Source organism: Luteimonas sp. A534 (assembly GCF_054072805.1).
Genome location: NZ_JBSVRR010000004.1, coordinates 263402 through 277535 on the forward strand (window position 1 = coordinate 263402; position 14134 = coordinate 277535).

At 70.1% G+C, this 14134-nt stretch carries 13 protein-coding genes; 4 read left to right on the forward strand and 9 right to left on the reverse strand.

Annotation, left to right across the window (positions count from 1 at the left end):
- Positions 1-44: 44 nt before the first annotated feature.
- Positions 45-1598, forward strand: coding sequence for an AlkA N-terminal domain-containing protein (locus ACW5F0_RS11455; protein WP_456999773.1), 1554 nt, complete (start codon positions 45-47; stop codon positions 1596-1598).
- A gap of 8 nt (positions 1599-1606) precedes the next feature.
- A complete protein-coding gene (locus tag ACW5F0_RS11460; protein ID WP_456966013.1) occupies positions 1607-2098 on the forward strand; it encodes a methylated-DNA--[protein]-cysteine S-methyltransferase in 492 nt (163 codons plus the stop codon).
- Between the two features lie 95 nt (positions 2099-2193).
- Here the strand turns inward: ACW5F0_RS11460 and ACW5F0_RS11465 are convergent, their stop codons facing one another.
- From ACW5F0_RS11465 to ACW5F0_RS11505, 9 genes are all read right to left on the reverse strand, one after another.
- The gene (locus ACW5F0_RS11465) at positions 2194-2703 is read right to left on the reverse strand and encodes a transcriptional repressor (protein WP_456965802.1); all 510 of its coding nucleotides are present in this window, start codon (positions 2701-2703) and stop codon (positions 2194-2196) included.
- A 152-nt stretch (positions 2704-2855) separates the two neighbouring features.
- Positions 2856-4256 carry a glutamate--tRNA ligase gene (gltX, locus tag ACW5F0_RS11470; RefSeq protein ID WP_456999774.1) on the reverse strand — a complete coding sequence of 467 codons (1401 nt, stop codon included), beginning with the start codon at positions 4254-4256 and terminating at the stop codon, positions 2856-2858.
- 94 nt (positions 4257-4350) lie between these two features.
- Complete coding sequence (locus ACW5F0_RS11475; protein ID WP_456999775.1) at positions 4351-5529, reverse strand: PP2C family protein-serine/threonine phosphatase; 1179 nt, start codon at positions 5527-5529, stop codon at positions 4351-4353.
- Complete coding sequence (locus ACW5F0_RS11480) at positions 5526-6425, reverse strand: patatin-like phospholipase family protein (protein ID WP_456999776.1); 900 nt, start codon at positions 6423-6425, stop codon at positions 5526-5528. Before ACW5F0_RS11480 ends, ACW5F0_RS11475 begins: the two co-directional genes overlap by 4 nt.
- A complete protein-coding gene (locus ACW5F0_RS11485; protein WP_456965798.1) occupies positions 6418-7278 on the reverse strand; it encodes a patatin-like phospholipase family protein in 861 nt (286 codons plus the stop codon). The genes ACW5F0_RS11480 and ACW5F0_RS11485 overlap by 8 nt, the downstream gene beginning before the upstream one ends.
- Before the next feature lie 28 nt (positions 7279-7306).
- Complete coding sequence (locus ACW5F0_RS11490) at positions 7307-7645, reverse strand: STAS domain-containing protein (RefSeq protein ID WP_456965797.1); 339 nt, start codon at positions 7643-7645, stop codon at positions 7307-7309.
- The gene (locus ACW5F0_RS11495; protein WP_456965796.1) at positions 7642-8109 is read right to left on the reverse strand and encodes an ATP-binding protein; all 468 of its coding nucleotides are present in this window, start codon (positions 8107-8109) and stop codon (positions 7642-7644) included. The genes ACW5F0_RS11490 and ACW5F0_RS11495 overlap by 4 nt, the downstream gene beginning before the upstream one ends.
- Positions 8106-8480, reverse strand: coding sequence for a response regulator (locus tag ACW5F0_RS11500; RefSeq protein WP_456965795.1), 375 nt, complete (start codon positions 8478-8480; stop codon positions 8106-8108). The genes ACW5F0_RS11495 and ACW5F0_RS11500 overlap by 4 nt, the downstream gene beginning before the upstream one ends.
- Positions 8477-10768, reverse strand: a complete 2292-nt coding sequence (locus ACW5F0_RS11505; protein WP_456999777.1) for a response regulator — start codon at positions 10766-10768, stop codon at positions 8477-8479. Before ACW5F0_RS11505 ends, ACW5F0_RS11500 begins: the two co-directional genes overlap by 4 nt.
- 184 nt (positions 10769-10952) lie before the next feature.
- On the opposite strand from ACW5F0_RS11505, the gene ACW5F0_RS11510 reads away from it, so the two are divergent.
- Both ACW5F0_RS11510 and ACW5F0_RS11515 read left to right on the forward strand, forming a co-directional pair.
- Positions 10953-13553: a protein kinase domain-containing protein gene (locus ACW5F0_RS11510; RefSeq protein ID WP_456999778.1), complete on the forward strand. Its 2601-nt coding sequence runs from the start codon at positions 10953-10955 to the stop codon at positions 13551-13553.
- The gene (locus ACW5F0_RS11515) at positions 13550-14122 is read left to right on the forward strand and encodes an ECF-type sigma factor (protein WP_456965792.1); all 573 of its coding nucleotides are present in this window, start codon (positions 13550-13552) and stop codon (positions 14120-14122) included. The genes ACW5F0_RS11510 and ACW5F0_RS11515 overlap by 4 nt, the downstream gene beginning before the upstream one ends.
- Positions 14123-14134 lie beyond the last annotated feature (12 nt).

Sequence of the window (14134 nt, forward strand, 5' to 3'; positions counted from 1 at the left end):
GAATCCGGCCAGTCACACGCTGGGCGCGGTGCTAGCCTGCGCCCATGCCCTGCCCCGTCCTGCCCACCGCCGACACCTGCGACCAGGCGCGCCGAAGCCGCGATCCGCGCTTCGACGGCCTGTTCTTCACCGGTGTGCACAGCACGCGCATCTACTGCCGCCCGGTGTGCCCGGCGCCGTACGCGAAGCGCGTGACCTACTTCGCCAACCCGGCTGCGGCGGAAGCCGCCGTGTACCGGCCGTGCCTGCGCTGCCGCCCGGAACTGTCGCCGTCCGACGGCGCCTGGCGGCGCGGTGACGCGGCGCTTGCGCGTGCGCTGAAGCTGATCGATCAGGGCGCGCTGGCGGATGCGCCGCTGGCCGCACTCGCCGAACGCGTGGGACTGGGCGAACGCCAGCTGCGGCGGGTCTTCGTCGAACGCCTCGGCGCGCCGCCGATCGGCGTCCACGGCACCCGCCGGCTCCTGTTCGCCAAGCAACTGCTGACCGAAACCGCGCTGCCGATCACCGAAGTGGCGATGGCCGCGGGCTTCGGCAGCCTGCGCCGCTTCAACGCCACCTTCCAGGACGCCTACCGGATGGCCCCCCGCGACCTGCGCCGGCAGCCGGGCGCAGCGACGCACAGCGGCGGCGACACCCTGGCGCTGCGCCTGGGCTACCGCCCGCCCTACGACTTCGCGGCCATGCTGGCCTTCCTGCGCGGGCGCGCCCTGCCGGGCGTGGAAGCCGTGGACGACACCAGTTATGCCCGCGTCATCGCCGGCGACAACGGGTCCGCCCATGGCTGGCTGCGCGTGTCGGCCTGGCCGGGCGGCGAGCACGCGCTGAAGCTGGAGCTGCACGCACCGCTGGCCTCGCGCCTGCTGGACATCGTGCAGCGCCTGCGCCGCATGTTCGACCTCGACGCCGACCCGCATGCGATCGCAGCCGCGTTGTCCGCGGACCCGCGGCTGCGGCCGTTGCTGGACAAGCGCCCCGGCCTGCGGCTGCCCAGCGGCTGGGACGGCTTCGAGATCGCGGTGCGTGCCGTGCTCGGCCAGCAGGTGAGCGTGGCCGCCGCGCGCACGCTCGCCAACCGCCTGGCGCAGCGTTTCGGCGAAGCCTTGCCGACACCGTTCCATGACGGGCTCGAACACCTGTTCCCGACGCCCGCCGCGCTGGCCGAGGCCGACCTGTCGACGATCGGCCTGACCCGTGCGCGCGCCGACACCGTCCGCACCGTGGCCCGCGCCCTGCTCGACGGCCGCGTCGACTTCCGGCCCGAGCGCACGCTGGAGGACTTCGCCGCGCGCTGGGTGGGACTGCCCGGCATCGGGCCGTGGACGGCGCAGTACATCGCGATGCGCGCATTGGGGCATCCCGACGCCTTCCCGGCCGAAGACCTGGTGCTGCAGAAGGCCCTGCCCGGCGACGGCACCCGCGTCACGGCCAAGGCCCTCACCGCGCATGCGCAGGCATGGCGGCCCTGGCGCGCCTACGCCGTGATCCATCTCTGGAAGGAGTCCCTGGCACCCGCTGCTGCCGGGGGCATGCGAACCGGCAACACGGTTTCGCGCGAACACGCACGTACTGGAAGGCGAGAGGTAACCGCACCGTGAAGAATTTCATGCACATGGACACGCCCATCGGCGTGCTGACGCTGGCCGCCGACGACATCGGCCTTTGCCGCATCGACTTCCCGCCACCGCGCCCCCCGCCGGCGGGTGACGGGTGGCTTGAAGGCAGCAACGAGGTGCTGGTCGAAACCCGGCGCCAGCTCGAGGAATATTTCGCCGGCAAGCGCCGCGATTTCGACCTGCCGCTGTCACCCCGCGGCACGGACTTCCAGCGCAACGTGTGGACCACGCTTGCCGCGATCCCCTACGGCAGGACGTGGAGCTACCGCGACCTCGCGCAGCGCATTGGAAAACCGTCGGCGATGCGCGCGGTCGGCGCGGCCAACGGGCGCAATCCGCTGCCGATCGTGCTGCCCTGCCATCGCGTGATCGGCGCGGACGGTTCGCTCACGGGATTCGGTGGCGGGCTGCCCACCAAGGCGTTCCTGCTGCGGCTGGAGGGATCGCTGCCAGACGGCAGCAGGGACCTGTTTCCGGCCTGAGCCGACGCTCGGCAGATGGCCTGGCGTCCGGCGGACCCTGGCGCACTCCCGGGTCCGCACGTTGCACGGCCCGAATGGCAACGCAGGATGCGAACTCAAGGCGGGCCGGTGGCTTCCTCTGCGGCGCAGTCAGCACACGTGCCATGCACCTCCAGCGTCTGCGCCCGCGGCCGGAAGCCGAGCGCGAGCGCGCGTTCGTCGAGCGCGGCCACGATCTTGCTGTCCTCGAGTTCGACCGCCGTGTGGCAGCTGTCGCAGATCAGGAACGGCACCGAGTGCTGCGCGGTGCTGGGATGGTGGCAGGCCACGAAGGCGTTCACCGACTGCAGCTTGTGGATGAAGCCGTTGGCCAGCAGGAAATCGAGCGCGCGGTACACCGTTGGCGGTCCGGCGGCGCCGGGGCCGTTGCCCTCGCGCACGCGGTCCAGCAGGTCGTAGGCCTTGATCGGCTGCTCGGCCTCGGCGATCAGGCCCAGCACGTGCGCACGGATCGGCGTCAGGCGCAGGCCGCGCTCGCGGCAGGCGCGCTCCACCGCGGCCACGAAGGCGGGGCCGTCATGGACGTGGTGCTTGGGATCGGTACAGGCGTGGGCATGCGCAGGCATATATGGATGATGGTGCCGAACGTGCGGCGACTCAAGCCGGCACGCCCACTGCCATCACCAGATGTGGGAGCCGCTATAGCGGCGATCGCTCCGCGGTTGGCCAACAAGAACACTGGTGCCCATCGCGGCCATGGCCGCTCCCACAGGTGGGGTCAGGCGGGAATGCGCGCGATCGCGGCGTCGATGCGCCCCAGGGCTTCATCGCGCCCGGCCAGGTAGACCGTGTGCGCGATGTCCGGGCTCACCTGGGTGCCGGTGATCGCCACCCGCAGCGGCTGCGCGACCTTGCCCATGCCCAGCCCCAGCGTTTCCGCCGTGCCCTGGAGGGCTTCTGCAATGGCCTCGACTGTCCAGCCCGGCAGCGCCTGCAGGCGATGGCGGGCTTCGGCCAGCGGCGCCTGCGCCTCGGGCTTCAGGTGCTTGGCCACGGCCTTGTCGTCGTAATCCGTGAGCGGCTGGTACCAGACCGCGGCGCGTTCAGCCATGTCCTTCAGCGTCTGCACGCGGTCGCGCAGGGCGAGCACGACGTCGGCCGGCGCGGGGCCGGCGGCGAGGTCGTAGCCGGCGTCGCGCAGGTGCCACTCGAGATGCTTCGCGACGTCCGCAGGCGCGTCGTCCTTCAGGTACTGCTGGTTCAGCCAGCCCAGCTTCGCCATGTCCAGGCGCGCGGCCTTGGCATTGACGTCCTTGAGGTCGAACAGCTGCTGCATCTCGTCGATGGAGAAGATCTCCTGGTCGCCGTGCGACCAGCCCAGGCGCACCAGGTAGTTGAGCAGCGCGTGCGGCAAATAGCCCGCATCGCGGTACTGCATGACGTCGGCCGCGCCGGTGCGCTTCGAGAGCTTCGCGCCCTGCTCGTCGAGGATCATCGGCAGGTGCGAGAACGCCGGCACCTCGGCGCCCAGCGCGAGGTAGATGTTGATCTGGCGCGGGGTGTTGTTGACGTGGTCGTCGCCGCGCACCACGTCACTGATGCCCATGTCGAGGTCGTCGACGACCACGGCGAAGTTGTAGGTCGGGTAGCCGTCGGGGCGGAAGATGACGAGATCGTCGAGTTCCGTGTTGCTGATCTCGATGCGGCCCTTGACCTTGTCCTCCCACGCGACCACGCCATCGAGCGGATTCTTCAGGCGGATGACGCGGTTGGGATCGTCGCGGTACGGCGCGCCCTGGTCGCGGTACGCGCCGTTGTAGCGCGGCTTCTCGCCGGCGGCCATGGCGGCCTCGCGCATGGCGTCGAGCTCGTCCTTCGACTCGTAGGCGTAATAGGCCTGCCCGGCCGCCACCAGCTGCTCGGCGACTTCGCGATAGCGCTCCACGCGCGAGGTCTGGTAGATCGGGCCTTCGTCGTAGTCGAGGCCGAGCCACTCCATCGCCTCGAGGATGGCGTCGATCGCGGCCTGGGTGCTGCGCTCGCGATCGGTGTCCTCGATGCGCAGGATGAAGCTGCCGCCGCGGCGGCGCGCCTCCAGCCAGCAGTACAGGGCGGTGCGGGCACCGCCGATGTGCAGGTAGCCGGTGGGGCTGGGGGCGAAGCGGGTGCGGACGGTCATGGCGTGTCGATGCAGGCGGGAGCCGCGCATTTTAGCCCGGCGGCAGGACCGGGACGGGCCGCAGCGCCGGAACCGCCCAAACGCCCTGCCGCACTCAGGATGCGCGGTGCAGGACCAGCAGCGTGATGTCATCGAACTGGGGCGCGGTCCCCATCGCTGTTTCCACGTCCTCCCGGACCGCCGCCATGGTCGCGTCCGCCCGGCCGCCGGCGGAGGCCAGCCGCGCCAGCAGGCTCTGCTCGGAGTAGGCGGCACCGTCGGCATCGGTCGCGTCGGTCACGCCGTCGGTGAAGGCGACCAGGGAATCGCCCCGGCCGATGTTGATGTGCGCCGCGGTGAAGACCGCGCCTGGCATCAACCCGACCGCGGGCCCGGTCGGCATGAGCCGCGCACGCACGCCGCCCGGCCCACTGACCATGGGCGCCTCGTGTCCGCCGTTGACATAGACCAGCTCGCCCGACAGTGGATCGAGGACCGCCAGGAACACGGTGGCGAACATGCTGTCGCGCTCGTGGACGCGTGCGATGTAGTCGTTGACGCCGGCCATCAGTTCGCAGGCCTGGGCCGCAACGTTGCCTTCGCCTTGCAGGATCCGCTCCGCCTGCGCGCGCAGCAGGCTGCGGAACAGCGCCATGAACAGCGCCGCGCCCACGCCCTTGTCGCAGACATCGGCCACGACAAGGACCATGCGTCCGTCCTGCAGCGCATAGGCATCGTAGAAATCGCCGCCGACGTGGCGCGCCGGCTGGAACCAGGCCGCGACGTCCCAGCCTGCGGCCTCCGGCAGCGCATGCGGCAGGAAGCCCGCCTGGATCGTGCGCGCGATATCCATCTCGCGCTGCAGGCTGCGCGCATGCAGCTGTTCGCGATCGCGCAGGCGCTTGCGCGCGAGGCTGGCGTCGACGCGCGCGCGCAGGATGTGCGGGTTGAAGGGCTTGGGAAGGTGGTCGTCCGCACCCAGCTCGATGCCCTTGATCACGCTGTCGGTGTCGTCCAGCGCGGAAATCAGGATCACCGGCACGTGGCACAGCTCGGCGTCGGCGCGCACGCGTTCCAGCAGCTCGTAGCCGTTCATCCCCGGCATCATGATGTCGAGCAGCATCAGGTCGAATCCGCCCGCGCGCAGCCACTGCAGGGCTTCGTGGCCGTTGGCCGCGACCTCGGTGGCATGGCCCTCGCGCTGCAGGCGCCGCACCAGCAGGTCGCGGTTGGCCTCGGTGTCGTCGACGACCAGGATGCGGGCCTGCTCGCTCACCGCGCGCAGGCTGTTCATGCTGCCGCACTCGCCGTGCCGCGCGTCGCGTCGCCCAACCCGAGCTGCCGCAGGTAGGGCACCGCCGCCAGCATGGCCTGCTCGCCCTGCTCGATGATGTACGGGATCAGGTGGCTGTCGCCGATTTCGATGGGACGGTCGAAGGTCGGCATGATCGGCACGATCTCGGCGTGGTGGACCGCGCTGTAGAAGGCGTAGGTCGAATGCAGCAGGTTGTTGATGGTGACCGAGATCGCCTGGTTGGCGATGCCGAGCAGCGAATCGATGCGCGTCATCGGCGGCCGCGCGAAGCCCATCGCCAGGATGATCTCCGCGCCCTCGCGGATGGCAAGGCTGATCGGCAGCGGGTCGGACACGCCGCCGTCGACCAGCAGCCGGCCGTCCACCGGCCACGGCCGCAGCAGCAGCGGCATCGCGACGCTGGCGCGCACCGCATCGACGATGGAACCCGAACTCAAGGCCACCTTCCCGCCAGAGTGCAGGTCGGTGGCGGCGATGTGCAGCGGGATGCGGGTATCGGCGAAGGTCTTGCCGCCGAACAGCCTGGCGATGTTGGCGCCCACCACCGCGTCATCGATCAGGCCGATGCGTTCGCTGGATCCGAAGCGCCCCGGCAGCAGGCTGCGCAGCACGGAGCGGTAGTGCACGCGCTTGAACAGGCCGGTCCACATTTCGTGGCTGTAGCGCTCGGCGTCGGCCGCCGTCCTGCCGAGCGCCATGCCGGCCATGTAGATGCTGCCGCCGCTGCAGCCGACCACCATGTCGGGATGGATGCCTTCGCGCTCGAGCACCTTCCACATGCCGGCCGCGGCGGCGCACTTGACGCCGCCGGAGCCCACCACCAGCGCGACGCGCGGGCGCTTGGGCACGGCGACGGCGGGCGATGCGTCAGGCACCCACGGCCTCCAGCGCCTGGCGGATATGCGGCAGCTGCGCTTCGGTGGCCCGCTCGCCCTGCTCGATGACGTGCGGGATCTCGGCGGTGTCGAACAGCCGGATCGGCCGGCCGAAGTCCGGCATCATCGGGATGATCTCGGCGTGGTGCGCCAGGTTGTGGAAGGCGTAGTTCGCGCGCAGCAGGTTGTTCGTATAGACGCTGTTGACCTGGAACGCGAAGCGCGTCGCAGAACGGATCCGGCTCGGATACGGACTCTCGAAACCCATCGCCAGGATCACGTCCGCGCCTTCCCGGATCGCGACATCGATCGGCAGCGGGTCGGACGCGCAGCCATCCATCAGCCAGCGGCCGTCGATCTTCGCCGGCTTCCAGACGTAGGGGATCGCGATGCTCGCGCGGATCGCATCGCGCACCCGGCCCTTTCCCAGCACCACCTTCTGCCCGTTCTCGAGGTCGGTCGCGACGATATGCAGCGGGGTGCGCGCGTCCTCGAAGCGCCGGTCGCCGAAGATCTCTTCCAGCGCCGACATCATCGGCCGGTCGTCGACCAGGCCGAAGGCACCGTCGAACTTGAACAGGCGTGGCAGGAACGCGCTGAGCATCGAGCGCACGTCCCGGCGCCGGGTCAGCGACGGCGTCCACAGTCCGCGGGTCAGGCGCTCGCAGGACGCCAGGTCGTAACCCAGCGCCATCACCGAGGCATACAGGCTGCCGCCGCTGCAGCCGACCAGCAGGTCGATGCCGATCCCCTCGCGCTGCAGCACCTTCCACATGCCCAGGGCCGCCGCGCACTGCACGCTGCCCGCCCCGATCACCACCGCCACCCGCTTGCGTCCGGCCGTCCTGGTCATAGCGTCCATCCCGTATCCCCTTCGGGCCTCAGCCCGCGTAGCTGTCCATGGCGCTGGCGACGTCGTCGTAGCACTTCATGATCGTGGTGAAGCCGCTCAGTTCGAGCACCTTCAGCACGGGAGGATTGATGCTTGCCAGGCGCAGGTCGCCGCCGCCCTGGCGGGCCTGCTTCACCGTGGCGAGCAGCGCGCGCAGCCCGGCGCTGCTGGTGTAGAGCACCCCGGCAAGGTCGGCCACCAACCGCGTCTGGCCGGCATCGACATAGCCCTGCAGGGTGCCGAGCAGGCGCTCGGCGGTCAGCCCGTCCACGCTGCCGGAAATGACGACGACCGCGGCATGCCGGCCGGTTTGAAGTTCGATGTTCATGTATGCGTGCTCCTCTCTCTTTGCCTTGGATCCGTCGTGCCTGCCGCGACGTGCTTGACCAGCAGGTACACGTTGCCGCCCTCCATCCCGGGCGCCCATCCGACTTCGTCGATGACGCTTCGCACCAGGTGCCATCCCAGCCCGCCCACCGTGCGTTCGCTGCAGTCCGCATCAAGGTCTGGCGTGGGCACCGCAGCCGGATCGAACGCCGGCGCCGCGTCCGCGATCGCCACCGTGACCCGCGCCGGCGCATGGCTGACGCGGATGTCGACCGGGCCGGAGTCGCTGCCATAGCCATGCGCGAAGATGTTGACGAAGACCTCTTCGATGGCCAGTCGCAGATCGCTCCGCGCCTCGTCGTCGATGCCGGCGCAGGCGCTGTCGAGGAACGTCTCCAACCGGGCGAGGTCCTGCAGGCGGCTGGCCCGGAACTCCATGAGTCCGGTGGTGGCCGGGCCGCTCACTGCGACACGCCGTCCCACAGCAGCGCGCCGGCCTTGCCCAGCAGCCGGTCGATGTCGACGGGCTTGGTGTCGAAGTCGTCGCAGCCGGCTTCGAGCGCGCGCATGCGGTCGTCCACCATCGCGTGCGCGGTGAGCGCGATCACCGGGATCGAGGCAGTCCGCGCGTCGTCCTTGAGGCGCCGGGTGGTCTCCCAGCCGTCCATCACCGGCAGGCCCATGTCCATCAGGATCAGGTCCGGGGATTCGCCCAGCGCCATCGCCAGCGCCACGCGTCCGTCCTCGGCAATGAGGACGTCGTGTCCGCGCCGGATCAATCGCCGCGACAGCATGTCGCGATTCATTTCGTTGTCTTCGACCAGCAGGATCTTCATGGCGCGATACCGTCGGCCAGCACGGGGGCCGCATGCGCCGGACCGCGCACCGCGCGCCGCACCTCGTCTTCCAGTTCGCGGCCGCGATAGCTGCCTTTGGCGATCACCCTGGCGACGCGGGGCGACAGGTCGTATTCCTCATCGGGCGTCAGTTCTTTCGCAGTCAGCACGATGATGGGCACGTCGGCCGCGCCCAGTTCACCGTGCAGGGCATCGAGGAACGCGAAGCCGTCCATGCCCGGCATCATCAGGTCCAGCAGCACCAGGGCCGGGGCCATGCTGCCCACGCATGCGAGTCCTTCCGCACCATTGGCGGCTTCGACCACGCGCCATCCCTGTCGCTCCATCTGCCGACGCAGCATGCTGCGCGTGGTGGCGTCGTCATCGATCACCAGGATCGGCCGCGAGATGCCCGACGGCAGGTGCCGGGACACCACCTCCACCAGGCTGTCCTGGTGGACGGGCTTCACCAGGTAGTCGTCGGCGCCGATCGCCAGGCCAAGCGCCTGCTGTTCGGTCACCGAAATCATGACCACCGGGATCGACGCGAGCTGCGGATCGGTCTTCAGCTCCGTCAGCACGCTCCAGCCATCGGCGCCGGGCATCAACACGTCGAGCAGGATGAGCTTGGGCGCCCGCTCGCGCGCCATCCGCAGACCGTCCCGGCCATTGCTCGCGAACTCCACGCGCAGGCCCTGGCGCAGCAGCATCCGGCCGATGACATCCGCGCCGGCGGCGTCATCGTCGATGACCAGCACGGTGCGCGCCTCGGCGACGGCCTGCTCCGTGGCCTGTTCCTCGGGCGTGGCGGCGGGATGCAGCTGTTCGGCGTCGCCGGATTCCGCCGGCAGGCGGATGGTGAAGGTGGTGCCGACACCCGGCGCGCTGCGCATGCCGACCTCGCCTCCCAGCATTTCGGCGAAGCGCCGCGTGAGCACCAGGCCCAGGCCGGTGCCGCCGTACTTGCGCGTGGTCGACACGTCGGCCTGCGAGAACGGCTGGAACAGGCCCCGCTGCTGTTTGGGGGAAATGCCGATGCCGGTATCCTCGACGTCGAACGTCAGCCAGTCGCCAGAGGTCCCCTTGGTGCGGCGCGCACGCAGGCGGATTTCGCCGTTTTCGGTGAACTTGGCGGAGTTCCCGATCAGGTTGAACAGCAGCTGCCGCAGCTTGGTGACGTCGGTGCGCATCGTCCCCAGCTCGCCCGCCTCGATCACGAAGCGGTTGCCCTTCTTGTCCACCAGCGGGCGCATCGTGGTGACCACGTCGTCGAGCAACGAGCGCACCTCGACGTCTTCCAGGTCGAGCTGCATCTTGCCGGCCTCGATCTTCGACAGGTCGAGCACGTCGTTGATCAGGCGCAGCAGGTGCTTGCCGGCCTTGTGGATCTTGCGCAGGTCCGGGACCAGCAGCTCCTCGCCCGACTCCTGCGCTTCCTCGACCAGCAGCTCGCTGTAGCCGATGATCGCATTCAGCGGCGTCCGCAGCTCATGGCTCATGTTCGCCAGGAACAGGCTCTTGGACTGGTTGGCCGCGTCCGCCTCTTCCTTGGCCTGGGCGAGCTGCACGCCCTTCTCCTCGATCTTGAGGTTCTGCTCCTGCAGCAGCCTGCGGCTGCGCACGAAGCGCTTGCTCTGCAAGTGGGAAAACATGCCGAACACCGCGGCGATCAGGAAGATGCCGATGATGCTGGCCACCGTCGACAGCACCGGCGATGCGAAGTCGATCTCGTATCCGGTGAGCCAGCCGCAGGCGATGATCCCCACCGCGATGCCCTGCACGCCGCGGCCGGCAAGGCGCGCGCCGCCCACGCCCATGTTGCCCAGGCTCATGCCCATCAACATCATGACGCTCGGCCACGGGCTGAAATGCATCGCCGCGACCAGGACCCCGACCATCACCGCATCGGCCAGCAGGTTGATGTGCTCGGCGCGCTTGGAATCGCGGCTGAGGCGGGCATGCAGGTAGGCCAGCTGCGGCCAGGCCACGCCCCAGGACAGCAGCAGCGCGATCACGAGCGTGCTGTCGCGTCCGCTGGCATGGAACACCGAATAGATGACCGCCGACAGCAGGGGCATGCAGGACATCCGGGAGAGGTAGTCGAGCCGGACGATCGGATGCAGGCTGGAGCGTGGGTTCGCCGCGCGTTCCCGGGGCATGCGCGCGAAGTCGGGCAGCAGGGGCGCCACGCTTCCACGTGCAGGTCTGGCCCCGATGTGCTGGCCCACGGACGGCCAATGCGGCGCCAACAGCGGCTGGCTCGTGGCGAATGCGTGCTGGGTGTCCATGCGATGCCCCTCGTCAGGTGGCGGGCGTTTTCGTGCCCGTTTCCCATGACTGCGCAGGACGGCGACGGATTTGATCATCGGAGTGGAATGACCGGTTCCGGTCGTCGTGCCCGTTTGTGGTGGAGTCCGGGCGAGGGCGCCACCGCGGCGCCTTCCTGATCCGGCACGGCAGGGGAGCCACCGGATGCAAGACCGCTATCTGCAGGCCAAGGCGCTTGCCATGGAAGCGCTGGAGCTTGCGCCGGAGGCCCGCGAGGCCTGGCTGGGGCAACGCATCGGCGACGACGCGGGCCTGCGCGCCGAAGTGGACTGGCTGATCGCTTCCGCCCACACCGGGCCCGACGATCCGCTGGCGCCGGGCTGGCCGCAGGCCGGCACCGCACCGCTGCACGAAGGCGCCCGCATCGACGCCGCGCAGGCCGGCCAGTACCGCATCCTGCGGCTGCTGGGCGAAGGCGGCATGGGCGTGGTCTACCTGGCCGAACGCGACGACGGCAACGCCCGCCAGCTGGTCGCGCTCAAGCTGCTGGCCAGCACCGGCCCGCAGGGCGAGCGGCTCGCCCTGCGCATGGTCGAGGAGCGGCGCATCCTGGCCTCGCTGCACCACCCCAACATCGCCCACCTGCTCGACGGCGGCAGCACCGGCGACGGCCAGCCCTTCATCGCCCTGGAATACGTGGAAGGCGAGCGCATCGACCGCTGGTGCCAGGCGCGCGCGCTGCCGCTGCGCGAGCGCGTGACGCTGTTCCTCAAGGTCTGCGCGGCGGTGGAACATGCGCACCAGCGGCTGGTCATCCATCGCGACCTCAAGCCCGCCAACATCCTCGTGACCCTGGAGGGCGAGCCCAAGCTGCTGGACTTCGGCATCGCCCGCCTGGTCGAAGCCAACGCCCCGGCCGATCCCACCGGCACCGCGCACCGCGCCCTCACCCTTGCCTATGCCAGCCCCGAACACGTCGCCGGCAAGCCGCTGACCACCGCGACCGATGTCTGGTCGCTGGGCATCGTGCTGTACGAGCTGCTGGCCGGCACGCGCCCGCACCAGGCCATGGAGTCCGGGCACCTGCTGCCCGATGCCATCGTCTCCGGCGACATCCGCCCGCCGAGCCACGCGCCACACACCGGCAACCATGATGCCGACCGCACCGCGCGCACGATCAGCCACGCCGTCGGCAGGATCCCCGCCGACATCGACGCGATCGTGCTCAAGGCGCTGCGGCACGCGCCCGAGCAGCGCTATCCGTCGGTGGCCGCCCTGTCCGAGGACCTGCGCCGGTTCCTGGAGTCGCGGCCGGTGTCGGCGCGACGCGGGCATGCGCTGTACCGGATGCGACGGTTTGCCTGGCGCCGGCGCTGGCCGCTGGTCGCGGCCTCGGTGCTGATGCTGATCGGTGTCGGCTTCGTGTTCGAGCGCGAACGCCAGCTGCAGCAGGTGATCGCCGAACGCGGCAAGGCGCAGGCGCTGGCCGGCTTCATGACCGAGCTGTTCGCCAATGCCGATCCGTCGCGCTCGCGCGGCGAGCAGATCACCGTGCGCGAGGTGCTCGATCGCGGTGCGATCGACCTGCGTGCCCGCACCGACCTTCCGCCCGACGTCCGCGCCGACCTGCTCCTGGCCATGGCCGAAGCCAACCATGGGCTGGCGCTGGATTCCGCTGCCGAGCCGCTGTTCCAGGAGGCGCTGGAGCTCAAGCGCCGCACCGGCACGCCGGTCGAAATCTCGCGCCTGCAGATGAAGCTGGGGCACGTCTACGCGCAGCAGGGGCGCAATGCCGATGCCATCCGCATCCATCGCGAGGCGCAGGCGGGCCTCTCGCAGGGCGATCCGGAGGAGTTCCTGGAACGTGTCCGCCACCGGGTGCGCGAGCTGCGCAACGAGGGACTCGCCAGCACCCGTCCCGGCGCCGAAATGGCGGTGGACCTGGAAGACGTGCTCGCCACGCTTGGCGAGCCGACCGACGCGTCACGGGCGATGATCCGCGCCGACGCGCTGGCGGCGCTGGCGGACGCGCGCCAGCACACCCGCGAGCTGGACCTGGCGCTTGCCGCCCACGAGGAATCCGTCGCGCTGCTTGAACGCCACTCCAGTGAGAGTCCGGTGGTGCTGCTGACCGCACGCGCGAACCACGCCGCGCTCATGCTCGACGTCGACCTTGAACGCGGCATCACGATGTTCGAACAGCTCGACGCCGACTACGTGCGGCTGATCGGCGAGAACACGCTGTCGCGCGCCGTCAACCTCAACCAACTCTCGGTCGGCTATTCGCGTGCCAAGCGCAGCGAGGATTCCGCCCGGACCAGCGGCCTGGCCGTGGAGGTGGCACGTGCCACGACGAGTGCCGACAACCGCCTGTACCTGCAGCTCGCGGTGGGCCACGCGATCGGCCTGCGCAGCCTGGGACGCCACGAAGAATCAGCCACGCTGCTGCGCGAGGTGCTGCCCGGGCTCCGCAGCCGGTCCGCACCGGGCGTGGACGCGGTCAACCTGGCCTATGCGCTGTCGGCCCTGGCACGCGTACTCGTGGACCAGGGAGCGGATCCGGCGCAGGCCCGCGACATCGCCATTGAAGCCGAAGCCGTGCTGCTGCCGCATGCCGGCGACTACCTGGTGGTCTACGACGGCGTGATCGATCCACTCGCGCGCTCGTTGACCATGCTCGGCGCGCACGACCAGGCCAGCGCGGCCATGGCGCGCTACGCCGCCTTGCTGGACGCTCGCGGCGAGCCCGCGCAATCGCCCTGGCGAGTGAGCCTTGCAGAGCTGCGAGAGAGGCTCCGGCAATGAGCCCGGAAGCACCCCAGGGCGACGTGACTCGCCTGCTGCAGGCCGCCGCCGATGGCGAACCCGCGGCCATGGACCAGGTCGTGCACGGGCTGTACCAGGCCCTGCACCAGCTCGCCGCCGCGCAGCTCGGGCACGAGCGCCACGACCCCATGCTCAGCGCCACCGTGTTGATCAACGAGGCCTGGCTGAAGCTGTTCGCAGGCGCGACCCTGCCGGCGCTCGAGAACCGCGGACACCTGCTGGGGCTGGCCGCGCACGCGATGCGCCAGGTGCTGATCGACCACGCCCGCCGCCGCCTGTCGGCCAAGCGCCCGCAGGACCGTGATCGCATGCAGCTGACCGAAGTCGCCGAAAGCCTCGGCGAAGCCGTCGAACCCGATGCCCTGGAAGACGCCCTCAACCGCCTGGCGAGCCTGGACGAACGTCAGGCGCGGATCGTCGACATGCGCTTCTTCGCCGGCCTGACAGGCGAGCAGATCGCTGCCGCCACCGGCCTCTCCACCGCCACCGTGCAGCGCGAATGGCGCATGGCCCGCGCCTGGCTGCGCCGCGAGCTCGAAGTGGACTGAAGCCGCGGCGCT